This is a genomic window from Shuttleworthella sp. MSX8B (assembly GCF_000524295.1).
Classification (GTDB): domain Bacteria; phylum Bacillota; class Clostridia; order Lachnospirales; family Lachnospiraceae; genus Shuttleworthia; species Shuttleworthia satelles.
The window spans coordinates 57,826-80,050 of the sequence record NZ_JAQT01000034.1; the positions used below are offsets into that span (position 1 = coordinate 57,826).

A 22,225-nucleotide genomic window follows, 5' to 3' on the forward strand; every position below is an offset into this window, starting at 1 on the left:
GGAAAAGCGGGTCCTTGTATGCAGACGAAAAATACCGGGCGACCTCTGCCGGGGCAGAGCCGCGCCGCACGGGGTGTGATAAAATATGCAAGGGTTACCGGCTGCCGCCAGCTGCAAGCGACGGCTGCGATCAGGCGGATCGAAAGAGCTTCGATGGATGAAAGAGCAGGTGAAGAGAGAGGGATGGCCAAAAAAAAGACATTTCATGACAGCTTCGTTAAGGAGCTGACTCCGACCGAAGAGGAGGCCTATTGGGCCTATCGCCGCATGATGGACGCCTTATGTAAGGCGGACATCGATCTTCTTCGCCAGCTGATGGACAGGGACGTCCGCATGAGCGGGGTCAACGGCAGAGATCAGAAGCTGGATGATTTCCTGGGAGAATTGGAGAGAGGAGACGTCTCCTACTCCAGAATCGATCTGCAGAAGGTCCAGGTGCATCTGGTATTTGACCGGGAACCGAAAGCCGGGAAGACGGATACAGACGACAGAGATGCAGATGACAGAGATACAGACGACAGAGATATCGACGACAGAACAGAGGAATCTGATCTGGATTCCGAAAATTCGCCCGGAGAAGATGACTGCTATGCGACAGTGACCGGGGCCAGCCTGCAGAGAGCCAGAATCTATGGTATGGGCGGAAACTTCCACCGGCATTTTGTCGCCAGGCTCCGGCGTGAAAATGGGCGATGGATTTATATAGGAGAATAGAGCGTATGTTATTTCAGATCATTGCACTGATTATCGCGATTGTTTTGGTGGCCTTCTGCCTTGTGTCCGCCGGCCTGGCCTTCTATATCACAGGGATCAAGAGGCAGTCGCTCCGGGAGGCCAAGGCCTGGCAGGATGACCACTATGACACCTCATTCTGGGACGAACTGGAGAGGACGGAATATGAGGTCAGGGGCTTCAGAAATTATCTGCTTCACGCGATGTTTGTGGTCAATCCCAAAGATCCGGACTCGAAGAAATACGTCATTCTCTCCCACGGCTACACAGACAATCGCATGGGGGATCTGAAGTATTTACCTGTCTACTTAAGCCTGGGCTTTCACTGTATTATCTATGACCTGCGCGGCCACGGGATCAATGCGCCGTCGCGCTGCTCCTATTCCATTCGGGAGAGGGAAGATCTGCTTGCCCTGATCAGGGACAGCAAAAAGCGCTATGGGGACGATATCATATTGGGCCTGCACGGAGAGTCTCTTGGCGGCGCGACCACGATCGCAAGTCTCTACGCCGGGCCAGAGGTCGCTTTCGCAGTTGCCGACTGCGCTTTTGCGGATATTGAAAATGTCTTGAGGAAAGCCATGTCCGCTGCCCGTATCCCAGGCTTTGTTCTCGATTCGGCCATGGCTATGGGGAGGCTGCTCTTTGGCTTTGACTTAAAGAAAGCCAGACCCATTGACAGCCTGAAGAAAAATGAGATTCCCATCCTCTTTATTCACGGGAAAGAGGATGGCTTTATTCCTCCCGAAAACAGTCAGCGAATGGCTGAGGCGACCGGGGGACTCTGTGAAGTGCATCTCTTTGAGGGGGCGGGTCACGCCGAGAGTGTTCTCACAGATCCGGAGCGCTATCGCCGCTATGTGGGGGCCTTTCTGGGACAGGTCATAGGAGAGGACATGCGGCCCCACAGGAAATGAGACCGCGCCGGATCAGGTAAGAGGAAATGAGGGAGAAGAGAATGTCCGCACTGCGTTTGAATGACTATGAGAAGGCCCATTTGGAGTCCATCCTGGAGGAGGCCTCAGAGTGCGCTGTCCTGTTGAAGAAGAAGGGCGATTTTCCCCTTGAGAAACCCGGCAGGATTGCCCTCTACGGTTCCGGCGCCCGCAGAACGATCAAGGGGGGGACCGGTTCCGGAGACGTCAACTCCCGCTTTGACGTTAATATCGAGGAGGGGCTGAAGCGCGCCGGCTTTATTATTACGACCAAAGACTGGCTGGATGCCTATGATCGGGTGAAAAGAGAGGCAGTCCTGCCATGGATCAGGCGACTGAGAAAAGAGGCCAGGGAGGCCCGTCAGTTTCTTGCGATTTACGGCATGGGGGCCGTTATGCCGGAGCCGACCTATGATCTTTCGCTGGAAGGCAAGGGGGATACGGCGGTCTATGTCTTGAGCCGGGTCTCCGGGGAGGGGAGCGACCGCAGATTCCTGCCCGGAGATTTCCTTCTGACCAAGACTGAGATCCGGGATATTCTGGCCTGTCAGGCCAAATACCGGCACTTTATGCTGGTCTTGAATGTCGGAGGGCCGGTGGATTTAAGCCCTGTTGCGGATCAGGTGGAGAATATCCTTCTGCTCTCTCAGTTGGGGTCTGTAACCGGCCTGGTCTGTGCCCGGATTCTTCTGGGAATTGATTATCCCTCCGGAAAATTGACAACCAGCTGGGCAGGTCAGGCAGGAGATCCAAAGATTGGAGATTTTGCCAAAAAGAACGACACCCGCTATCGGGAGGGAATTTATGTCGGCTATCGCTTCTATGACACGGCAGGGCAGCCGGTTCTCTTTCCCTTTGGCTATGGGATTGGCTACAGCGAGTTTCGTCTGGGAGAGGAGCGGGTTTCTGTGGATCCGACCGGTCATGTCTCGCTTGAGGTCAGGGTGAAAAATACGGGGGATTACCCGGGGAAGGAGACGGTTCAGATCTACCTCTCTTCGCCCGACGGGAAGCTGGATAAGCCCTATCAGGAATTGGCGGCATTTGCCAAGAGCGGGGAGCTGCCTCCAAAAGGAGAGGCCCTTTTGCACCTGGAGTTTGACCTGACCGACCTGGCGAGCTATGACAGCGAGAGGGAGTGCTATCTGCTGGAAAAGGGACTGTATCTCTTGCGCATGGGGACAAACAGTCGGGATACCCGCCTGATCATGGGAGTGGAACTGGAGCATACCTGCATTACCCGCAGGGTGAAAAATCTGCTGGGAACCGTTGACTTCACTGACTGGAAACCTGAGAAGGCGGACAGGGAGCCTTTGCCAAAGGAGCTTCCTCTTGTTAAGATCAGTGGAAGAGAGATTGCCTGTCGGACAATTTCCTATGAGAGAAAAAAGGACACGGACCCTCTGGCTGAGAGTCTGAGCAACGAGGAGCTGGCCCTTCTGACGACGGGAGACTTCAACCCCAATGCCCTTTATCTCACGGCAATCGGAGAGGCCTCTGTGCATGTATCCGGGGCGGCAGGCGAAACAAGCAATCGTCTGCGCAAGAAGGGACTGAAGTCTCTGATCATGGCGGACGGGCCGGCCGGTCTGCGCTTAAACCCCCACTATGTGGTCAACAGGGGCGGAACCGTCAGCAGCTATGGTCAAAATCCGATGATAGACAGCATGGGGCTTTTGCTGCCAAAAGTGGTTCTCTGGTGGATGCGGCGCAGCTCCAATCGGGCCATGCGCAGGATCCGCAAATCCGGAATGACCGTATATGATCAGTTCGCAACGGCAATCCCGATCGGGACGGCAATCGCCCAGACCTGGAATCTGCCATTAGCTGTCTCCTGGGGGGCAATTGTCGGTGATGAGATGGAGCGCTTCGGGATTCATCTCTGGTTGGCGCCGGCTTTGAATATCCACAGAAATGTCCGCTGTGGACGCAACTTCGAGTATTACTCCGAGGATCCGCTGATCTCCGGTAAATTCGCAGCGGCCATTACCAGGGGCGTTCAGCAGAATCCAGGCTGCGGGACAACCATCAAGCATTTCGCGGCCAATAATCAGGAGACCAACCGCTATGGGAACAATTCTATGGTCTCTGAACGGGCCATGCGGGAGATCTACTTAAGGGGATTTGACATCTGTATTCGGGAATCCCAGCCCTGCGCGCTGATGACATCGTATAACCTGCTCAACGGGGTTCATACCTCCTGCAGCAGGGCCTTAAATGAAGACATTTTAAGGTCCGAGTTTGGCTTTGAGGGCATTGTTATGACGGACTGGCTCATTGAGAGGGGGACGGCCCCCAAGAGGGGCAAGTATCCGTCTCCGGATCCGGCTCTGGTCGCCGCGGCGGGCAACGACCTCTTTATGCCGGGCAGCAGGAAGGACTATCAGAGGACTCTGGCCGGGCTGGCTCAGGGGCGTGTGAGAAGAGAGGACCTGCTCAGGGATGCCTCCCGCCTGATCCGCATGATAAAGAGGCTGACATCGGAGGCCGATCGCGCGAAGGATCGCGCGCACAGACGCGAAGAGCGCTGACAGCGAGGCGGAGGACGGGCTGTAATCTTGCTTTTTTTGCTGAGAAACAGTAAGGTTGTGAGGAAACTTTTGCAAAATCACAGGGATTTGCCTGACTGTTTTCGCAGGACAAAAGACCTGATGGAAGATAGGAGACGAGGAGAAGGCTATGGACACAATAGAGGCAATTCGCGTGCGTCACTCCGTGCGTCAGTATTCCGGCAGACCGATCCCTGAGGATGTGCGCTCGGAGCTGGAGCGCGTCATTGAGGAGAGGAATCAGGAGGACGGAATTTCCCATGTGCAGATCATCTACGGGGATCCGGCCTGCTTTGATTCTTTTATGAATCGCAATGGCAGGTTTGACGGCGTTCAGAACTATATCGCCCTGGTTGCAAAAAAGCAGGACGGGGCAATGGAGCGTCTGGGCTATATCGGAGAAGAGCTGGTACTCACAGCGCAGAAGATGGGCCTGAATACCTGCTGGGTTGCCGGATCCTTTAACCGCAAGGCCTGCAAGGCCAAGGTGGGATCCGATCAGAAGCTCTACGCCGTGATCGCCATCGGATATGGAATGACACGGGGGAAGGCCAGCAAAAGCAAGGACTTTGACGCCGTATCAAAGACCAGGCGCCAGGAGGCGGCAGATTGGTATGTCAGAGGGGTCGAAGCTGCGCTGCTGGCCCCGACAGCCATGAATCAGCAGAAATTCGTCTTTGAGCAGACGGGAGAGACGGCCCGGCTCTCGACGAAGTTTGGCTTTTACACCAAACTGGACAAGGGGATTGTCCGCTATCACTTTGAGGCGGCCAGCGGTCATGAGGTGACACTGGTATAAGCCCGGTCGGGCGCGTTTATTCCCAGTTCAAATGAGAACAAGGAGAGTTATGGAACTTCATTTTGGCTCAGAGGAAGAGAAAAAGAGCGGACGTTCGATCAAGTCAACCTACAGCGATTTTTTCAGCCCTTCCAACCGACTGAAGAAAAAGGCGGGGGATCTGCTGAGCTCCGCCGACCGCCTGGTTCAGTCGCAGGAGGCCCTGCGGCAGGCCCAGGAGGCCTTAAAACAGGTGCAGGATCGCTTCGGGAAGCTGGATCAGGGACAGGATCCGTTGGGAAAGACCGCAATAGGACCCAGCTATGCGGATCATTTGTATCAGCTTCAGATGGGGGAAGGAGAGAAAAGCGCCGTTTCTCAGGAAAAGACGAAGGAAAAGGAAGGCGCGGAAGCCAAACAGGAGGAAGAAGAGACCGATCCCATGGAGGATCTGGACGCCCTGGTCGGCTTAGAATCCATCAAACACGACGTCAGGGAGCTCTACGACTTCGTCAAGGTGCAGAAGATGCGCAAAGATGCCGGGATGAAGGTGGCTCCGGTCTCCTTGCACCTGGTTTTCTCCGGGAACCCGGGTACCGGTAAGACGACGGTTGCCCGCATCATTGCCCGTCTCTACAAGCAGATCGGCGTCCTCTCCAAGGGACAGCTGGTGGAGTGCGACCGATCCGGTCTGGTAGCCGGCTTCGTCGGGCAGACGGCCTTAAAGACCCAGGAAAAGATACAGGCGGCTCTGGGAGGGGTTCTTTTTATCGATGAGGCTTACGCCCTGACCCCGGGCGACGGGACCAATGACTATGGTCAGGAGGCGGTCGAGACCATCTTGAAGGCCATGGAGGATCATCGGGATGATCTGGTAGTCATCGTCGCCGGTTACACAGGGCCCATGAGGCATTTTGTGGAGTCCAATCCGGGACTCAAGAGCCGCTTTAATAAGTACATTGATTTCCCGGATTACAGTATCGAGGAGCTTCTGACCATCTTTGAGGGAAATTGCAGGAAGTATGAGTATGTGCTCGCGGATGAGGCCAAAGAAGAAGTCAAGAGCCTGCTGCTCTTGAAAAAGGCGCAGAATTTACAGAATTTTGCCAATGCCAGGGAAGCCAGGAATCTCTTCGAGACCGTCATCACCAACCAGGCCCGCCGCATCGCGGGGATGGAGCACCCGAGCGCGGAGGAGATGAGACAGATTCTCCCGGAGGACTTAAGGGATGAGCCGGGTGAGAAAAAGGATACAGCTAAGACGGGTGCGGAAGTAGAGGCTGCTGAGACCAGAGCGAATGACTCCGGGGAAGTGGAGACTGCTGAGACCGAAGCGGATGACTCCGGGGAAATGGATTTGTCGAATCCGCCGGCTGTCATGACAGAAGAGGATGGTCAAAGAGAGACTGAAGATCCGGATTCAGAGAGCACGCTGAAAGGGGAGTAAGGGAATGGAAAGAGAAAAACTGGGAAGCCGCCTGGGCTTTATTTTGATTTCGGCGGGATGCGCCATCGGTATCGGCAATGTGTGGAAGTTTCCCTATATGGCCGGACAGTATGGGGGAGGGATTTTTGTCCTCATCTATCTGCTCTTTCTGGTCATCCTGGGAGTGCCGGTTCTGACAATGGAGTTCTCCCTGGGACGGGCCGCGCAGAAGAGCCCGGTCAGGCTCTACCAGAAGCTGGAGAAGCCGGGAAGCAAATGGCACATCCACGGGACATTCGCCATGCTGGGCAACTACCTGCTCATGATGTACTACACGACAGTGGCCGGCTGGATGCTCCAGTACTTTGTCTATATGGCGCAGGGGCGCTTTGATGGCCTGTCTGCGGAGGGAACGGCAGATGCCTTTTCCTCCATGCTCGGCAATCCCGCAGCCAATGTGATCGCCGTCTTAGCGGTCGTGGTCTTCGGCTTTGTTGTCAATATGGGAGGTCTGCAGAGCGGTCTGGAGCGGGTGACTAAGTGGATGATGCTGGCCCTCCTTTTGGTGATGATCGTTTTAGCTGTCAATTCTGTCCTCCAGCCCGGCGCGGAAGAGGGACTGAAGTTCTACCTGATGCCCTCTGCCGAGCACATCAGGCAGGCGGGAATTTTCAATGTAATTGTCGGCGCCATGAACCAGGCCTTCTTCACTCTGAGTCTTGGAATCGGATCCATGGCTATCTTTGGCTCCTACATTGACAAGAAGCGGTCTTTGATGGGCGAAGCTGTCAATGTGGCTGTTCTGGATACCTTCGTGGCGATCACCTCCGGCCTGATCATTTTCCCGGCCTGCTTTGCCTATGGGATTCAGCCGGATCAGGGGCCCAGTCTCATCTTCATCACCCTGCCGAATGTCTTTAATCACATGGCTCTGGGGCGGCTCTGGGGAAGCTTCTTCTTTGTGTTTATGTCCTTTGCGGCCATGTCTACGGTTCTCGCCGTCTTTGAGAATATCATGGCATGCTGCATGGATCTGACCGGCTGGTCCAGGAAGAAGGCCGGCATGGTGAATATGATTATTGTCGGAGTTCTCTCTCTGCCATGCGCTCTGGGCTACAACATCCTCTCTTTCATTCAGCCGATGGGAAAGGGAACGACGATTCTGGACCTTGAGGATTTTCTGGTGTCCAATATCCTTTTGCCCGGCGGCGCGCTCATCTTTATTCTCTTCTGTATCAGCCGCTACGGCTGGGGCTGGAAGAAGTTTACAGCTGAGGCCAATGAGGGAAAGGGAATCAAGGTGGCCGGCTGGATGCGGGGCTATATGACCTATGCCCTGCCGGTGATCGTCTGCCTGATTCTGGCGTATGGATTAGTCAGTGTATTCTTGAAGTAGACTTGATTTTGGTCAGGAGACTGTGACTGCCTCTGATTCGGATCCGATTGCGGCAGGGGTATCCTGCGATGAGCATTTGCCCGGGTATGCGCATATGAAAATTGACTTTTTGAAAAACTTTAAAATCATGTCGAAGGCCGTCTTTATCTTCTCCCTCTTTGATACATTGGTTTACTTCTATTTTCTCAATGGCATGAGAGCGGAGAGGATTTATCAATTGGGCAGTGTTTTGCTTGGTCTGCAAATGACGCTTTCCATATTGATCTTGATCTATACGGCAGAAAGTCTTGTGGGTCCTCTGGAAAAGCATATCAAGAAACTGAGGAAGATGGTTTTCTCGCTGCTGGCGATTACCTTTGTGTGCGCCGCAATCTATTTCTACCTGACATCAGACGGAAGTAATCGGGTCGCCTACATTTTCGGATTCATCAGCTTCGCGCCTGACTTCGCGTATGCTGCTGTCTTGACCAGACTCAGCCTGCATATCAGGGGGCGGAGTACTTCTTGATTTTGCCGGTATCGGATGACGTGATTGCCGGTATCTGACGGCACTTATTTTGAAAGCTTTGAGAGTCCCGGTGGTGTTTGCCGCTGGGACTTTCTGATTCATGAACATACTATCGTTCATAACAATGATATGCTCGCAAGGCGAGCGTGCTACAGTACTCAATGACAGCGCAAGAGATCCCTTTCGGTATGAAGATGGGAAAAGCAAAGAAGACGAGAGAAGGATGATGTCACATGGATCGAGCGGAGCGTACACTGAAGCAGTTCTGGGGTTATGAGGATTTTCGCCCGGGTCAGGAGAAGATGGTAAATGCCATCCTGGAGGGGAGAGATGTCCTGGCCGTCATGCCCACCGGGGCCGGCAAGTCCGTCTGCTATCAGCTGCCCGCCCTCATACTGCCCGGAGTGACCATTGTCGTTTCTCCTCTGATTTCTCTGATGGTGGATCAGGTGCGGGCGCTCAACGCTGCCGGGATTCACGCGGCCTATATCAATTCAGCTCTGAGTGAACACCAGATTGCCCTGGCCTTAGAGTACGCGTCCCAGGGGCGCTATGACTTGGTCTATGTGGCGCCGGAGAGACTCTTTCACCCGGAGTTTATGACCTTTGCCGTGACGACGGAGATCTCCTTGATCGCCGTGGATGAAGCCCACTGCATCTCGCAATGGGGGCAGGATTTTCGCCCCAGCTATCTGAGAATCCGTGATTTCGCGAACAGTCTTCCCAGACGACCGGTAGTCGCCGCCTTTACGGCGACCGCCACCAGGCGGGTTCGGGAGGATATCGCAAAAAACCTGCAATTGCGCGAGCCCAGGCTTCTGGTGACCGGCTTTGACCGCCCCAATCTCTTCTTTGCTGTGGGTCATCCTGAAAATAAGCTGGCCTGGCTGGTGGAGGACCTGACCCGGCACAAGAAGGAGAGCGCCATCATCTACTGCTCCACCAGAAAGAAGGTGGAGGAGGTCTATGAGGCTCTGCGCCAGGAGGGCATTTCTGTGGGCAGATACCACGCCGGTATGGAACCGGAGGAGAGGGCTAAGAGCCAGGAGGACTTTATTACCGATCGGGTTCAGATGATCGTGGCCACCAATGCCTTCGGCATGGGGATCGACAAGCCGGATGTGCGCAGGGTGATCCACTACAATATGCCCCAGAGCATGGAGAATTACTATCAGGAGGCGGGGCGCGCCGGACGTGATGGGGAGGAGGCGGAAGCCATCCTCCTGGCAGACGCCCAGGACTACGTTATTGCCAGGTACTTGCTTGAGCATAAGGAGTATCCGGAGGGAATGTCTGATGCGGATATTCTCATGGCTCAGGATCAGGACCGGGAGAGGCTTCGGGCTATGGAGGGCTATACCAGGACGACCGGTTGTCTGCGCTCCTATATTCTCCGCTATTTTGGAGAGAAGCCTTCCGGCGACTGCAAAAAATGCTCCTCCTGCCGCCATATCTTCTATGAGAACGAAGATATGGCTCTGGCAGAGAGAGTTGCGGACTTTGGGACAAAAGAGAGAGAAAAAAGGAGGAGATACAAGAGCGGCCGGGATTTTGCCGGTATGGACTGGGAGGATCTGACCAGGTATGCGGCGGATTTTGACGACTTCGAGGGAGCCGGTAATCAGGGGGAGCTTGCCGGTCGCGGGAGGAAGGGCTCGGATTGGGATATCAGCCGGGAAGTCTCTCGTCGCGGAGCCTATGGCTACCTAGCGCGAGGCAAGGCTTATGGGCCGGCGCCCGGGGGCGATGGTCTCTCCCGTGAGGATCAAAAGCTCCTGGATCAGTTGGACCATATGCGCAAGAAGATTGCCAGGGAGAACGGCGTCGCCCCATATATGATTTGTAACCTGCGCACCCTGAAGGAGATCTGCCGCAGGAAGCCGGGGAATCAGGAGGAGATGCTTCAGATTCCGGGCATGACAAAGGCCAAGTATGAGAATTTCGGCTGGCGCTTTCAGGAACTGATCATGTAATCAGTAGAGGTGAAATGGCATTATCAACAAGAAATGAGAAGGGGATTTATCTGTAATGCGAATTGAACTTCGTTGGATTTGAGAATATTCTTTATATAAGACATATACCGACGGATAACGATCAACTTTTGGGTAGCTACGGTGACTTGAGCCAGCCTGCAATAATAGCCGGGAGAGAGGGTGGTATGGATCGTGCTATGGGGTTGACCGACAGTAGATTAGGAGGGGATATGATTGATTTTGTATTAGGAATGATCATTCCAGTGATATGCATTATTTATGATATGGGGAGCAAGGCCGCGGAATCGATTGCGGCGCGAACCTATCATGCGACCTTGCAATTGGGAGTGAATACGGTTGGAGTTCTTCTTGCCTTTCTGCTCATCGCTCTGGCTTTGCAAAAGATGCAAAAGAAGGGATTTATGATTTTGACTGCAGTATTGATCGTTATTTGGATACTGATTGATTTCTATTATTTTATGAATCTGTCTGTTGTGTCTTTTGCGGTTCTTGGCCTCATCTTTGCCAACTTGATCCGCACTTTATCCCCAAAGAACTAGATGCTGAAATAGGTTATGCAAGAAGACGCAAAGAGGTTTGACAAAATGTCAGGCCTCTTTTGCGTTGATCGTAGAATGCGCTATGTTTCAGGGCTGTTATGACTTTGGACGTCTGTAGTTGCTCCTGAAGAAGAATTCGCCCAGCCACGTGACCCAGATGGCGACGACCTCCCGCGCATAGAAGAAGAGAAAACTCTTCCTGGGATTGGGGGCGGGAAGAGCCAGACAGTGCAGTCCCTCTCTGCGGCCGAGGAAGACAGCCCGATAGCAGTGGAAGGCGGAAGTGATAATGATGGCGGAATCGCCTCGGCCAAGAGAGGCGATGACCCGGTGAGAGAGGGCCAGATTCTCCCTGGTATTGGTTGAATTGCGTTCCATAGGAAGCCGCTTCCAGTCGATGCCCTGTGCTGTCAGCCCCTCTTTCATGTATTCGGCTTCGGAGATATCCTCGTCTTTCCCCTGGCCGCCGGAACAGATACAGATGGTGTCGGGATGATCCTTCATCCAGTCTGCCGCGGTTCGGATACGGCTCTCAATGGATCTGGTTCTGATCTTACAGCCCAGCAGAATCAGAGTATCCGGAATATGGCCTGTAATCCTGTCGGGTTGCAGTCTGCGGGCGGCGAAGAGCATGGCGCCGGTCGCAATGGCAAAGGCGAAGACAAGCAGAGAAAAAAGGATATAGATGAAAATAGTTAAGAGGGTCATGCTTTCTCCCGGAATACAATTTGAGAATAACAGCTTTAGCAGAGCTTTGACTCATCTTATCATAATTTCTTAACTTTCTATAAATTACGCGCAAAGGCTGGATTATTAGCAGACAAAGTAGTAGAGTGCTAATCATAGTCAGTGCATGATCCGCGGGAAATGGATTTATTACGCGGGAATTTGCTTCACAGCGATGGATATGCGCAGAGGATATTATTCATTGTTGACATGGAGCAAAATCTATCGGGAAGTCATGCAATATTTTGCGGGCGAGGCAAGTTTCCCTGTGGAGGTGACCTGCCCGGAAGAAAGTGAGAAATGTCTATGAACGAAGTGAAGAAACCAAAGCTGCCCCTGGCTGTCTATTATCTGGTGATCCTTTTAGCTATGATTGTCATTAACACCATGGTATTGCCCAGGCTGTCGTCTTCGCAGATTAAGAATGTGGACTACTCCACCTTTATTCAGATGACAAATGACAAGCAGATTGACCAGGTTGACATTGACAGTAATCAGATCACCTTTACGGATAAGAGCGGCAATAAATACACGACCGGTCTGGTCAATGATCAGGGTCTGACCGACCGCCTCTATCAGTCCGGAGCAAAGTTCTCGGGTCAGATTCGAACACAGACCAGCCCGGTGATGAGTTTCCTTCTGAGTTTTATCCTGCCTCTGATGATCTTCTGGGTTATCGGAGAGCTTCTCTCCCGCAGGATGATGGATCGCATGGGAGGCGCGCTCGGCGGTAATTCGCTCAGCTTCGGCATGGGAAAGTCCAATGCCAAGATCTATGTCAAGAGCTCTGACGGCATACGATTTGATGATGTGGCCGGAGAGGAGGAGGCCAAGGAGAACCTGCAGGAGATCGTGGAGTACTTGCATGATCCCCATAAGTATACGGCTATCGGCGCCAAGATGCCCAAGGGAATTCTTCTTGTGGGCCCTCCGGGAACCGGTAAGACCATGCTGGCCAAGGCGGTTGCCGGCGAGGCAAATGTCCCCTTCTTTTCCATGAGCGGATCCGAATTCGTGGAGATGTTCGTCGGCATGGGGGCCTCCAAGGTCAGAGACCTCTTCCGCCAGGCCAAGGAGAAAGCACCCTGTATCGTCTTTATCGATGAGATTGACGCCATTGGCAAGAAGAGAGAGGGTGGCAACTTCGGGGGCAATGACGAGAGAGAACAGACCTTAAACCAGCTTTTGACGGAGATGGATGGCTTCGAGGATAATCTGGGCGTTGTTATTCTGGCGGCAACCAACCGGCCGGAGGCTCTTGATCCGGCCCTGACCCGTCCCGGACGTTTTGACCGCCGGGTTCCTGTTGAACTGCCGGATCTGCAGGGCAGAATTGATATTCTCAAGGTGCATGCCAAGAAGGTTAAGATCGGAGACAATGTCGACTTCGATAAGGTCGCTCGTATGGCAGCCGGAGCCTCCGGGGCCGAGCTGGCCAATATGGTCAATGAAGCCGCTCTTCGGGCCGTCCGCGCCGGGCGTTCCTTCGCGACGGAAGAAGATCTGGAGGAGTCCATTGAGGTTGTCATCGCGGGTTATCAGAAGAAGAATGCCATTTTAAGCGACAAGGAGAAGCTGATCGTCTCCTACCACGAGATCGGCCATGCTCTGGTCGCTGCCCTGCAGTCTCACTCCGCGCCTGTGACAAAGATCACGATTGTACCCCGCACCTCCGGAGCCCTGGGCTATACCATGCAGGTAGAGGATGAGGGAAATCACTATCTGATGAGCAGGGAGGAGATGGAGAACCAGATTGCCACCTTAACAGGGGGCAGAGCTGCCGAGGAGATCGAGTTTCATTCCGTGACGACCGGAGCTTCCAATGATATAGAGAAGGCGACGAAATTGGCCAGGGCCATGATTACCCGCTACGGAATGTCGGATGAATTCGGCATGGTGGCCATGGAGACCGTGACCAACCAATATCTGGGAGGAGATACTTCTCTGGCCTGCTCGCCGGAGACACAGGCCCTGATCGACCACAGGGTCGTGGAGCTGGTTCGAAAGCAGCATGACAAGGCCCGCAAGCTGATCGCCGACAACAAGGCCAAGCTGGATGAACTGGCTGAGTATCTCTACTTCCGTGAGACCATCACAGGAGAGGAGTTCATGCAGATCCTCAATGCCCCGGCTAAGCGGAGGGGAATCCCCATGGCAAAGGAGCCAATTGATGCGGGAGAGGATTCCATCAACGGAGCGAAAGAGTCAGTTGACGCAGGAGAGGATTCTGTCGACGGAGCGAAAGAGTCAGTTGACGCAGCAGAGGATTCCGTCGACGGAGCGAAGGAGTCAGTTGACGCAGGAGAGGATTCCATCGACAGAGAGAAGGAATCCGTCGATACGAAGGAGCCTGTGGACATGGACGGGAAAACCTCCAGCACTTCGGATGAGGAGGAAGTGTGAGAAAAGGAAGCAAATCTTTTGAATCCAAGGTATCTGGGTCTCTTCTCAGCTGAGAAGAGGCCCTTTTTTCAGACCCGCCTTGACAAATGCGCGGCTGCTTTTTATGATAAAAAACGCAAATAAGTCGCGAAATGAGGAGCTATGCAGAGACGATATCACTCCAAGGGAGTTCAGGTTATCGAAGACTACATACAGAGGCATCCGGAACAGGCCTTTGACGTCGGGACACTGCTCAGGGACATGAGAGAACAGGATAAGACGGTAGACCGGGCTACGATATACCGAACTCTGGACCGGATGACCCGAGATCGCCGTCTGATTGCCTTTCGCCCGGACGATACAGATCGTCTGTTTTATCAGAGCGCCGCGGAGGGGGAGTCCTGCCATCGCCATCTGCATGCCAGGTGCAGAGCCTGCGGACGAGTCATTCATCTGGAAGACCTGTTCGCGGAGGACTTCCTGCGCCAGGTTCAGGAAGCCTACGGTTTTGAGGTGACAATAGACAACAGCGGTCTGTCCGGATATTGCAGGAACTGCCGAGGGTAGATAGATCTTGGCCGACATTTTGGGGAACGCCATGGAGAAAATAGGAACGCCATGGGGAAATAGAAACACCATGGAGAAAATAGGAACGCCATGGGGAAATAGAAAGGATCTGCAAGACAAATGAAAAAAAAGATGCTATCTCTGCTGCTTGTGCCTGTTTTGGCCATGCTTGTATTTACGGGCTGCGGGTTTTCTGCGGCAAAGGGAACAGATGGGGAGAAAAAATCTGCGGAAGCCGGTCAGGAAAAGTACCGGATCGTCTGTACGACATATCCGCAGTATGACTGGGTGATGAACCTGGTGGGTCAACTTCAGGATAAATTTGATGTATCCTATCTGATGGAGAGCGGCGTCGATCTGCACAGTTACCGGCCGAGCGCGTCGGACATGGCCAGGATCGAGGGGGCCAATCTCTTTATCTATGTGGGCGGAGAGTCCGACGGATGGGTGGAAGACGCGCTGAAAGACAGGTCCAATCACTCGATAGAGACGGTCAATATGTTAGAGGCCCTCGGAGACGGCAAGAAGGAGGAAGAGGTCGTAGAGGGGATGCAGACAGAGGAAGAAGAGGAGGAGGAAGGGCAGAAGGAGCCGGAGTATGATGAGCATGTCTGGCTGTCTCTGAAAAATGCCCAGACTCTGGTGACCTTGATCTCAGATAAAATGAAGAAAATAGATCCGTCTGACGCCGACGCGATCGCTGCAAATACGCAGGATTATGTGAATAAGCTCAGAGAACTGGATGAAAGATATGAGAACGAGATCAAGAAATCAGGACATAAGGTCCTCCTGTTTGGAGACCGCTTTCCCTTCCGCTACCTGATTGACGATTACGGCCTCAAGTATTACGCTGCCTTTGTCGGATGCAGCGCCGAGACAGAGGCCAGCTTTCAGACGATCAGCTTCCTGGCGAAAAAGGCGGATGAGCTTCATTTACCGGTCATTCTGACAATCGAGAAGTCTGATCAGAAGATTGCCAGTACCATCCGGGAGAACACGAGAGAGAAGAACCAGAAGATTATGGCGATGGACTCCCTGCAGTCGGTATCAAGAGATGATATTGAAAAGGGAAAGACCTATCTGAAGTCTATGGAAAACAATTTGGAAGTTTTAAAGGCGGCCCTCAATTAAAACAGAGAAGTGAGGACAAGGGGGTAGGATAAAGGAGAAAGGCGATCGATGTCGTATATCAGATGCAGACACCTGTCTGTGGGATATGGTGGAAAAGCTGTCGCAAAGGATCTGAGCTTTGACTTGAATCCAGGGGATTACCTGTGTCTTGTCGGGATGAATGGCGCCGGCAAAAGCACCTTGATGAAGACGCTTTTAGGCTTACTGGATCCGGTATCCGGAGAAATCGAGATCGGTGACGGGCTCAAGTCGGAGGAGATCGGGTATCTGCCTCAGCAGAGCGCTCACCAGAAGAATTTTCCGGCGACCGTGTGGGAAGTGGCTATGTCCGGCACCGCCGTGAAGAACCGCCGCCTCTTCTATTCGAGAGAGGCAAAAGACCGGTGCGAGGAAAGGCTCAGACAAGTGGGTATGTGGGACATGCGCAAAAGCAGTTATCGCAATCTGTCCGGCGGCCAAAAGCAGAGAACCCTGCTGGCGAGAGCTCTATGCGCGGCGTCTAAGGTTCTGATTCTTGACGAACCGGTTGCGGGACTGGATCCGGCGGCAAGGAACCAGCTGTACCAGATTACGGGAGACCTTCACGCGGCCGGAGTCACAATTATGATGATTACACATGATTTAAAGGCCATGGAATATGCAGGTTATGTGCTCCATGTCGGGAGGAAACAGCATTTCTTCGGAACAAGGGAGGATTATCAGAAGAGCCTGTACTGGAAAACACTGCAGGCATGGGAAGAAGAGGCAATGGATTTATGATCGGTATGTTGATGTATTACCTGAATTTTCCATTTGTGCAGCGCGCCCTGATTGCCGGGATTTTGATTGCCATGTGTTCCGCCCTTCTCGGGGTGATTCTTGTACTCAGGGGATTTTCATATATCGGAGACGGATTGTCGCATGCGGCCTTTGGCGCGATGGCGGTGGCTGCGATTTTAAAGCTGTCAGACTACAGCCTTCTGGTCATGCCGGTTACAATCCTCTGCGCCTTGGTGCTTCTGCGCTTTGGCTCAAGTGAGCGCATCCATGGCGACGCGACACTCGCCATCGTATCTGTCTCAACACTGGCAGCAGGCTATCTGCTGATGAATGTCTTTTCTGTCTCCGCCAATGTCTCAGGAGATGTCTGCACAACTCTCTTCGGTTCCACCTCTATTCTGACGCTGACCCAGGCCCAGGTGCAGATGTGCCTCGTGATGTCCCTGCTCACGGTGATGATCTTCGTTCTCTTTTATCATAAGATCTTCGCGGTGACCTTTGACGAGGACTTTGCCGCCGCTTCAGGGATCAGGGTGGGGGCCTATCAGACGATGATCGCGGTTTTAATCGCGGTGATTATCGTCATGGCAATGGACCTGGTCGGGTCGCTTTTGATTACGGCCCTCCTGGTATTTCCGGCTCTCTCGGCCATGCAGGTATTTCGCAGCTTCAGAGGATCGGTGATCTACGCGGCGGTCTTATCTGTGCTGGGAGCCGCATTTGGAATTGTCTTCTCCATTCTGGCTTCTACGCCGGTTGGGGCAACCATCGTTCTGTTTGATATGGGAGTTTTCTTTTTACACCTTGTCGTGGGAAAGATCAGAGGTTGATCGGATGACGCATCGGTATCAATGTAAATTCACGATAAAAATAATTGCAGTCCTGACTGCCTTCTTTCTGCTTACAGGCTGTGGCGCCAACCGGGCAGTCAGCCGCGGGAAAACCGGGAATAAGGTGGAGGATACTGTCCAGGGGCAAATCCAAAAGGAAAAGGACTCTTCAAACGCGGCAGATGATACGGCAAAAGCTCAGGACCCTGAGCCGGGGAGCAAAAGTCAGACCACAGAGTCCTCCGGGTCCGGGGACACTGGCAATCAGTCGCAGGCAAACGCAGACAGGGAAAAGCTGGACTGTGACCTGACAACGATGGGAGCCGACATGGTCTATGCCAACGTCTTTCAGATGATGACGGAGCCGGAGAGATTTGTGGGAAAGCGCATTCGAATTGCCGGAATTTTAAATGTCGTTTCCGTGGACGGGAACAATTACTACTGCTGTATTATCAAGGACGCGCAGGGCTGCTGTCAGAATGGAATTGAGTTCGTCTGGGGAGACGGAAGTCACCGGTATCCGGACGAGTACCCCGGGGAAAATACACAGATCTGCGTCACCGGGGTCTTTGAGACCTATCAGGAAAACGGGGGACAAAATAAATACTGCAGGTTAAAAAATGCGGAGCTGAGCTGGTAGATGAAGCTGTTGGGGAATGATTTCTCCTATGACGTTTGTCCAAAGACAATGACCGGTCAGATCAAAATACTCTTACAAGCCGCCGACAATAGCATACAAAAAAGACTCCACAAGCTGGTGAAGTCCTAAAAAATCAATGGTGCCGTAAAGTCTTAAAAATCATAGTGGAGACGGTGGGACTTGAACCCATGACCTCTTGAATGCCATTCAAGCGCTCTCCCAACTGAGCTACGCCCCCGAATCGGATGCACTTAGAATAACAGAGTCGTCCCTATCCGACAAGCTAAATTTTGGGGTGGGCCGGCGAATTTTTGAGATGGGCCGGCGAATTCTTCGAGATTTTTTGGATGGTTTGGCGGAGTAAATCCTGGCGATGGCCTGACAGGAGCAAAGCCTGAGGATGGCTGGGGCTGGCCGGCAGGAACTGCCGCGGAGGAAGGTTTACATCTCGGGGCAGGTGTATTAGAATTGACAGGACGATGCTTGATCATAAGCAGTAAGGTGCGTGATTCATATGCAGAATTTAGAAAATACGCAGTATTTCAAGTTGACAAAGGATAATGAGGTGAGCACGAAGGAGATCCTTCGGGTTGTTTATGACGCTCTGGTAGAGAAGGGGTACAGCCCCTCCAATCAGATCGTCGGTTATATTATGTCTGGAGATCCCACCTTCATTACCAGCCACAAGGGCGCCAGAAGTCTCATCATGAAGGTGGAGAGGGACGAGATCGTCGAGGAATTGCTCAGATCCTATATTCTCAGTGAATTGAAGGATCATGACTAAGCCTCGTTTGGCAGATCATATCATGGCCTTAGACTACGGGGCCAAGACGGTTGGAGTGGCCTGCACGGATTCGCTCGGCCTGACAGCGCAGGCGGTGGAGACTGTCTGGCGAAAGCGCGAGAACAAGCTGCGAAAGACACTGGCCAGAATAGACCAGATTGCCAGAGACAGAGAGATTCGTCTGATTCTGGTGGGACTTCCTGTCAATATGGATGACAGTGAGGGCGAGAGGGCCGGGATGGCGAGAGACTTCGCCGATCAGGTCGCGCAGAGAACCGGAATTGCCGTCGAAATGTATGATGAGAGGCTTTCTACGATAGAAGCGGATGAGATCCTGGAAAAAAGCGGCGTCCCTGTCGGGAAACGCAAGAGGCACCTGGATGAGCTCTCCGCCCAGCTGATTTTGGAGCGCTATTTGGAAGATTTGCGCCAGTGACAGATTTTCTGCTTTCTGCATAGAATAGAGATCACAGAGCTCCGTCCCGGAACTCTTTTTTGTGTGTTTGGGATGGGTTTATGGTCTGCCTCGCAGAGCTTGCGGGAGAGTACGCAGGATCTCCATCTCTTCAGGGGATTGGATAAGAGACGATTTAGGACAGAGAGGACTGTATGGAAGACAAAATCTCCACGATTACTTTTACAGATCTTGAGACCGGACAGACAGAGGAGCTCTATGTCTTAGAGGAGACGGTTCTGGCCGGCAGAAAATATCTTCTGCTGTCAGAGGACCCGGCAGGAGACGCGGATGCCTTTATCTTTCGCGAGGAGGGGGAGGATGCGGATGACCTTACCTATTGTCCCGTTGAGGATGAGGATGAATATCAGGCGATCGCCAGGCTCTTTGAAGAGCTGATGGATGACACGGAATTTATCAGAGAATAAGATGCCCTGATATCGCGCCCATAAATTTATGATAAGCGGCTCAAATTGGGTGTGACACAGGACGAATGATGATAAGAAAGGATTAAATTATGACAGAAGAGATGAAAAAGAAGAAGGAAAGCAGCAGGGAACAGGCTGCCAGGCCTTATCGCCGCAGAGCGCCGCACAGAGAGGGCGCCGAGCAGGGACAGGAGACGCAGCAGGGAAGCCGCGCAAGGGGCCGCGGGAAAAACGAGAGCGGCCAGGAAAAAGAGAGCAGGACAACAGCGCCAAGACGCAGTACGCGCCCCAGAAAAACGGAGATGCAGGACCAGTCAGACCTGCCCCAGGTAAAGAGCGCAAGGGGACGCGGACGTAAGAAAGCCAATGGACCGACGGTAAAGATCATCCCTCTGGGCGGTCTTGGGCAGATCGGCATGAATATCACCGCATTTGAGTACGGCAACGATATCATTGTGGTGGACTGCGGTCTGGCCTTTCCCGATGACGATATGTACGGCGTGGATCTGGTGATTCCGGATATCACCTATCTGAAAGAAAACGAGAGCAAGATCCGGGGCTTCTTTATTACCCACGGACATGAGGATCACATCGGGGCCATTCCCTATGTTCTAAATGAGATCAATGCCCCCATCTATGCCACCAGGTTGACGATGGCTATTATCGAGCACAAGCTGGAGGAGAAGCACATGCTCTCCAAGGTCAAGCGCAAGGTGGTCAAATTCGGATCGACAATTACCGCCGGACAGTTCAAGGTTGAGTTCATCAAAACCAATCACTCCATTCAGGACGCGGCAGCGCTCGCCATCAGTTCCCCCGCGGGAACCATTGTCCACACCGGCGATTTCAAGGTGGACTACACACCCGTCTTTGGCGATCCCATAGATCTGCAGCGCTTTGCGGAGCTTGGAAAGAAGGGGGTCTTAGCCCTGCTCTGTGATTCCACAAATGCCGAGCGGAGCGGTTTTACCGCCTCCGAGAAGACGGTTGGCCACACCATCGACACCATTTTCGCCGAGCACAAGACCCAGCGCCTGATCATCGCCACCTTCGCCTCGAATGTAGACCGTGTGCAGCAGATCATCAATTCCGCCTACAAGTACGGCCGCAAGGTGGTCGTCGAGGGAAGATCCATGGTCAATATCATTGGGATTGCCTCTTCCCTGGGTTATCTGGACATTCCGGATAATACCCTGATCGACGTCAATGATATCCGCAATTATCCGGACAACAGGATCTGCCTGATCACCACCGGATCTCAGGGAGAGACTATGGCGGCTCTGTCCCGTATGGCCAATGGGATTCACCGCAAGGTACAGATTACTCCAAACGATGTTGTTGTCTTCTCCTCCCATCCGATTCCCGGCAATGAGAAGTCTGTCTCCGGCATCATGAACGAGCTGATCGCCAAGGGGGCTGAGATTGTCAACCAGGATGTCCATGTCTCAGGTCATGCCTGCGCCGAGGACATCAAGCTGATCTACTCTTTGGTCAAGCCCACCTATTCTGTCCCGGTTCACGGGGAGATCAAGCACCGCATGGCGCAGGGGCGTTTGGCTCAGGCGGTTGGGGTTCCAAAGGATCATGTTCTCATGATTCAGACCGGCGATGTTCTCGAGATCAACGAGGACTTCCACAAGGTAGTCGGCAAGGTTCAGACCGGCGCGGTTATGGTCGATGGACTCGGTGTCGGAGACGTCGGGAATATCGTCCTGCGCGACCGGCAGAAGCTGGCCGAGGATGGCATCATTATCGTTGCCATGACCATGGATTCCGCCTCCGGTGAGATTGTGGCCGGACCGGATCTGGTATCCCGCGGTTTCGTCTATGTCCGCGGGGCGGAGGACCTGATGGAAGACGCCCGGGCAGTCCTCAACGCGACGGTCAGGAAGTGCGAGGAGGATGGCATTTCCGACTGGGCAGAGATTAAGAATCAGATCAAGGACGCTCTTTCCGCCTTTGTCTGGAAGCAGACCCAGAGGAGTCCCATGATTCTGCCCATTATCATGGAAGTGTAAGACGATGGATGAGAGAAGGCTGAAGGGCTATTTGAGTTCTCTCTACCCGGATCTGACTGCTGACCTGGCCGCAGTTGAAAAGAGGGCCCTGGCGGACCATGTGCCCGTCATTCGCAGGGATACCCAGCAGTATCTTCGCGTCCTCCTCGCCCTGCGTCGTCCGTCCGGGATTCTTGAAGTCGGGACAGCGGTCGGTTTTTCGGCATCCTTTATGGCAACCTATAATCCTGTATCCTGCAGGATCACTACGATTGAAAACTATCAGCCGAGAATTTCTGCCGCCAGAGAGAACTTTCGCAGGATGGGATTAGAGGAGGAGATCACCCTTCTGGAGGGAGACGCCCGGGATGTCCTGCCCGGATTAAAAGGCCCCTATGACCTGATTTTCATGGACGCGGCCAAGGGCCAGTACATCAATTACTGGCCGCAGCTGATCCGTCTGTCCGGCCCTGGCAGCGTCATCGTCACGGATAATGTCCTGCAGGAGGGGGATATCATCGAGTCCCATTTTGCTGTGACCCGGCGCAATCGAACCATACACAAGCGCATGCGAGAGTACCTGTGGGAGTTGACCCACGACGGGCGGTTTGTCACCGACATCCTCAACGTCGGCGACGGTCTCTCGGTCAGCGTGCGCGTCAAACAGTAA

General features: G+C 53.3%; 21 protein-coding genes and 1 tRNA gene. 20 read left to right on the forward strand and 2 right to left on the reverse strand.

The features are described from left to right. Positions 1 to 18 precede the first annotated feature (18 nt). The 9 genes from HMPREF1508_RS08960 to HMPREF1508_RS09000 all read left to right on the forward strand — a co-directional run bounded on the left by HMPREF1508_RS08960 (position 19) and on the right by HMPREF1508_RS09000 (position 10,857). Positions 19 to 714: a nuclear transport factor 2 family protein gene (locus HMPREF1508_RS08960; RefSeq protein WP_044961305.1), complete on the forward strand. Its 696-nt coding sequence runs from the start codon at positions 19 to 21 to the stop codon at positions 712 to 714. A 5-nt stretch (positions 715 to 719) separates the two neighbouring features. After that, positions 720 to 1,649, forward strand: a complete 930-nt coding sequence (locus tag HMPREF1508_RS08965; protein ID WP_049906958.1) for an alpha/beta hydrolase — start codon at positions 720 to 722, stop codon at positions 1,647 to 1,649. Between the two features lie 41 nt (positions 1,650 to 1,690). Next, a complete protein-coding gene (locus HMPREF1508_RS08970; protein WP_044961363.1) occupies positions 1,691 to 4,198 on the forward strand; it encodes a glycoside hydrolase family 3 protein in 2,508 nt (835 codons plus the stop codon). Positions 4,199 to 4,346: 148 nt separating this feature from the next. Continuing rightward, positions 4,347 to 5,015, forward strand: a complete 669-nt coding sequence (locus tag HMPREF1508_RS08975; RefSeq protein ID WP_044961308.1) for a nitroreductase family protein — start codon at positions 4,347 to 4,349, stop codon at positions 5,013 to 5,015. Positions 5,016 to 5,064: 49 nt separating this feature from the next. Beyond that, positions 5,065 to 6,441 (forward strand): AAA family ATPase, encoded by a 1,377-nt coding sequence (locus tag HMPREF1508_RS08980; RefSeq protein ID WP_156923221.1) that lies wholly within the window; start codon positions 5,065 to 5,067, stop codon positions 6,439 to 6,441. A gap of 4 nt (positions 6,442 to 6,445) precedes the next feature. Further along, the gene (locus HMPREF1508_RS08985) at positions 6,446 to 7,816 is read left to right on the forward strand and encodes a sodium-dependent transporter (protein ID WP_044961309.1); all 1,371 of its coding nucleotides are present in this window, start codon (positions 6,446 to 6,448) and stop codon (positions 7,814 to 7,816) included. A gap of 109 nt (positions 7,817 to 7,925) precedes the next feature. Continuing rightward, positions 7,926 to 8,324 (forward strand): hypothetical protein, encoded by a 399-nt coding sequence (locus HMPREF1508_RS08990; RefSeq protein ID WP_156923222.1) that lies wholly within the window; start codon positions 7,926 to 7,928, stop codon positions 8,322 to 8,324. Between the two features lie 233 nt (positions 8,325 to 8,557). Next, entirely contained in the window at positions 8,558 to 10,297 is a 1,740-nt protein-coding gene (locus HMPREF1508_RS08995) for a RecQ family ATP-dependent DNA helicase (RefSeq protein ID WP_044961311.1), read from the forward strand. 62 nt (positions 10,298 to 10,359) lie between these two features. Continuing rightward, positions 10,360 to 10,857, forward strand: a complete 498-nt coding sequence (locus HMPREF1508_RS09000) for a hypothetical protein (RefSeq protein WP_198015638.1) — start codon at positions 10,360 to 10,362, stop codon at positions 10,855 to 10,857. 96 nt (positions 10,858 to 10,953) lie between these two features. Here the strand turns inward: HMPREF1508_RS09000 and HMPREF1508_RS09005 are convergent, their stop codons facing one another. After that, positions 10,954 to 11,565, reverse strand: coding sequence for a YdcF family protein (locus HMPREF1508_RS09005; RefSeq protein ID WP_049906959.1), 612 nt, complete (start codon positions 11,563 to 11,565; stop codon positions 10,954 to 10,956). Between the two features lie 324 nt (positions 11,566 to 11,889). Here HMPREF1508_RS09005 and ftsH point away from each other — a divergent pair, with 324 nt between their 5' ends. The 6 genes from ftsH to HMPREF1508_RS09035 all read left to right on the forward strand — a co-directional run bounded on the left by ftsH (position 11,890) and on the right by HMPREF1508_RS09035 (position 17,892). After that, on the forward strand, positions 11,890 to 13,986 hold the full coding sequence (ftsH, locus tag HMPREF1508_RS09010; RefSeq protein ID WP_084640332.1) for an ATP-dependent zinc metalloprotease FtsH: 2,097 nt from the start codon (positions 11,890 to 11,892) through the stop codon (positions 13,984 to 13,986). A 141-nt stretch (positions 13,987 to 14,127) separates the two neighbouring features. Continuing rightward, on the forward strand, positions 14,128 to 14,532 hold the full coding sequence (locus tag HMPREF1508_RS09015) for a Fur family transcriptional regulator (protein ID WP_044961313.1): 405 nt from the start codon (positions 14,128 to 14,130) through the stop codon (positions 14,530 to 14,532). A gap of 120 nt (positions 14,533 to 14,652) precedes the next feature. Next, positions 14,653 to 15,663 (forward strand): metal ABC transporter substrate-binding protein, encoded by a 1,011-nt coding sequence (locus HMPREF1508_RS09020; RefSeq protein ID WP_044961315.1) that lies wholly within the window; start codon positions 14,653 to 14,655, stop codon positions 15,661 to 15,663. 48 nt (positions 15,664 to 15,711) lie between these two features. After that, positions 15,712 to 16,422, forward strand: a complete 711-nt coding sequence (locus HMPREF1508_RS09025) for a metal ABC transporter ATP-binding protein (protein ID WP_044961317.1) — start codon at positions 15,712 to 15,714, stop codon at positions 16,420 to 16,422. Then, positions 16,419 to 17,252 (forward strand): metal ABC transporter permease, encoded by an 834-nt coding sequence (locus HMPREF1508_RS09030; RefSeq protein ID WP_044961318.1) that lies wholly within the window; start codon positions 16,419 to 16,421, stop codon positions 17,250 to 17,252. The genes HMPREF1508_RS09025 and HMPREF1508_RS09030 overlap by 4 nt, the downstream gene beginning before the upstream one ends. A 4-nt stretch (positions 17,253 to 17,256) precedes the next feature. Then, positions 17,257 to 17,892 (forward strand): hypothetical protein, encoded by a 636-nt coding sequence (locus HMPREF1508_RS09035; protein ID WP_084640327.1) that lies wholly within the window; start codon positions 17,257 to 17,259, stop codon positions 17,890 to 17,892. A gap of 165 nt (positions 17,893 to 18,057) precedes the next feature. On the opposite strand, the gene HMPREF1508_RS09040 is transcribed toward HMPREF1508_RS09035, so the two are convergent. After that, a tRNA-Ala gene (locus tag HMPREF1508_RS09040) sits at positions 18,058 to 18,130 on the reverse strand. Positions 18,131 to 18,406: 276 nt separating this feature from the next. Between HMPREF1508_RS09040 and HMPREF1508_RS09045 the strand changes: the two genes are divergently transcribed. The 5 genes from HMPREF1508_RS09045 to HMPREF1508_RS09065 all read left to right on the forward strand — a co-directional run bounded on the left by HMPREF1508_RS09045 (position 18,407) and on the right by HMPREF1508_RS09065 (position 22,225). After that, positions 18,407 to 18,676 (forward strand): IreB family regulatory phosphoprotein, encoded by a 270-nt coding sequence (locus HMPREF1508_RS09045; RefSeq protein ID WP_006905081.1) that lies wholly within the window; start codon positions 18,407 to 18,409, stop codon positions 18,674 to 18,676. Between the two features lie 7 nt (positions 18,677 to 18,683). Further along, positions 18,684 to 19,112 carry a Holliday junction resolvase RuvX gene (gene ruvX, locus HMPREF1508_RS09050; protein ID WP_314931008.1) on the forward strand — a complete coding sequence of 143 codons (429 nt, stop codon included), beginning with the start codon at positions 18,684 to 18,686 and terminating at the stop codon, positions 19,110 to 19,112. A gap of 173 nt (positions 19,113 to 19,285) precedes the next feature. Beyond that, the gene (locus HMPREF1508_RS09055) at positions 19,286 to 19,558 is read left to right on the forward strand and encodes a DUF1292 domain-containing protein (protein ID WP_044961322.1); all 273 of its coding nucleotides are present in this window, start codon (positions 19,286 to 19,288) and stop codon (positions 19,556 to 19,558) included. Between the two features lie 302 nt (positions 19,559 to 19,860). Further along, positions 19,861 to 21,576, forward strand: coding sequence for a ribonuclease J (locus HMPREF1508_RS09060; RefSeq protein WP_044961371.1), 1,716 nt, complete (start codon positions 19,861 to 19,863; stop codon positions 21,574 to 21,576). Between the two features lie 4 nt (positions 21,577 to 21,580). Beyond that, positions 21,581 to 22,225 carry an O-methyltransferase gene (locus HMPREF1508_RS09065; protein WP_044961324.1) on the forward strand — a complete coding sequence of 215 codons (645 nt, stop codon included), beginning with the start codon at positions 21,581 to 21,583 and terminating at the stop codon, positions 22,223 to 22,225.

What these genes read in the sequence shown, in the direction of transcription:
- HMPREF1508_RS08960 (WP_044961305.1), top strand. Translation starts at nt 19, where the DNA reads ATGCAGACGAAAAATACCGGGCGACCTCTGCCGGGGCAGAGCCGCGCC.
- HMPREF1508_RS08965 (WP_049906958.1), top strand. Translation starts at nt 720, where the DNA reads ATGTTATTTCAGATCATTGCACTGATTATCGCGATTGTTTTGGTGGCC.
- HMPREF1508_RS08970 (WP_044961363.1), top strand. Translation starts at nt 1,691, where the DNA reads ATGTCCGCACTGCGTTTGAATGACTATGAGAAGGCCCATTTGGAGTCC.
- HMPREF1508_RS08975 (WP_044961308.1), top strand. Translation starts at nt 4,347, where the DNA reads ATGGACACAATAGAGGCAATTCGCGTGCGTCACTCCGTGCGTCAGTAT.
- HMPREF1508_RS08980 (WP_156923221.1), top strand. Translation starts at nt 5,065, where the DNA reads ATGGAACTTCATTTTGGCTCAGAGGAAGAGAAAAAGAGCGGACGTTCG.
- HMPREF1508_RS08985 (WP_044961309.1), top strand. Translation starts at nt 6,446, where the DNA reads ATGGAAAGAGAAAAACTGGGAAGCCGCCTGGGCTTTATTTTGATTTCG.
- HMPREF1508_RS08995 (WP_044961311.1), top strand. Translation starts at nt 8,558, where the DNA reads ATGGATCGAGCGGAGCGTACACTGAAGCAGTTCTGGGGTTATGAGGAT.
- HMPREF1508_RS09005 (WP_049906959.1), bottom strand. Translation starts at nt 11,565, where the DNA reads ATGACCCTCTTAACTATTTTCATCTATATCCTTTTTTCTCTGCTTGTC.
- ftsH (WP_084640332.1), top strand. Translation starts at nt 11,890, where the DNA reads ATGAACGAAGTGAAGAAACCAAAGCTGCCCCTGGCTGTCTATTATCTG.
- HMPREF1508_RS09015 (WP_044961313.1), top strand. Translation starts at nt 14,128, where the DNA reads ATGCAGAGACGATATCACTCCAAGGGAGTTCAGGTTATCGAAGACTAC.
- HMPREF1508_RS09020 (WP_044961315.1), top strand. Translation starts at nt 14,653, where the DNA reads ATGAAAAAAAAGATGCTATCTCTGCTGCTTGTGCCTGTTTTGGCCATG.
- HMPREF1508_RS09025 (WP_044961317.1), top strand. Translation starts at nt 15,712, where the DNA reads ATGTCGTATATCAGATGCAGACACCTGTCTGTGGGATATGGTGGAAAA.
- HMPREF1508_RS09030 (WP_044961318.1), top strand. Translation starts at nt 16,419, where the DNA reads ATGATCGGTATGTTGATGTATTACCTGAATTTTCCATTTGTGCAGCGC.
- HMPREF1508_RS09035 (WP_084640327.1), top strand. Translation starts at nt 17,257, where the DNA reads ATGACGCATCGGTATCAATGTAAATTCACGATAAAAATAATTGCAGTC.
- HMPREF1508_RS09045 (WP_006905081.1), top strand. Translation starts at nt 18,407, where the DNA reads ATGCAGAATTTAGAAAATACGCAGTATTTCAAGTTGACAAAGGATAAT.
- HMPREF1508_RS09055 (WP_044961322.1), top strand. Translation starts at nt 19,286, where the DNA reads ATGGAAGACAAAATCTCCACGATTACTTTTACAGATCTTGAGACCGGA.
- HMPREF1508_RS09060 (WP_044961371.1), top strand. Translation starts at nt 19,861, where the DNA reads ATGCAGGACCAGTCAGACCTGCCCCAGGTAAAGAGCGCAAGGGGACGC.
- HMPREF1508_RS09065 (WP_044961324.1), top strand. Translation starts at nt 21,581, where the DNA reads ATGGATGAGAGAAGGCTGAAGGGCTATTTGAGTTCTCTCTACCCGGAT.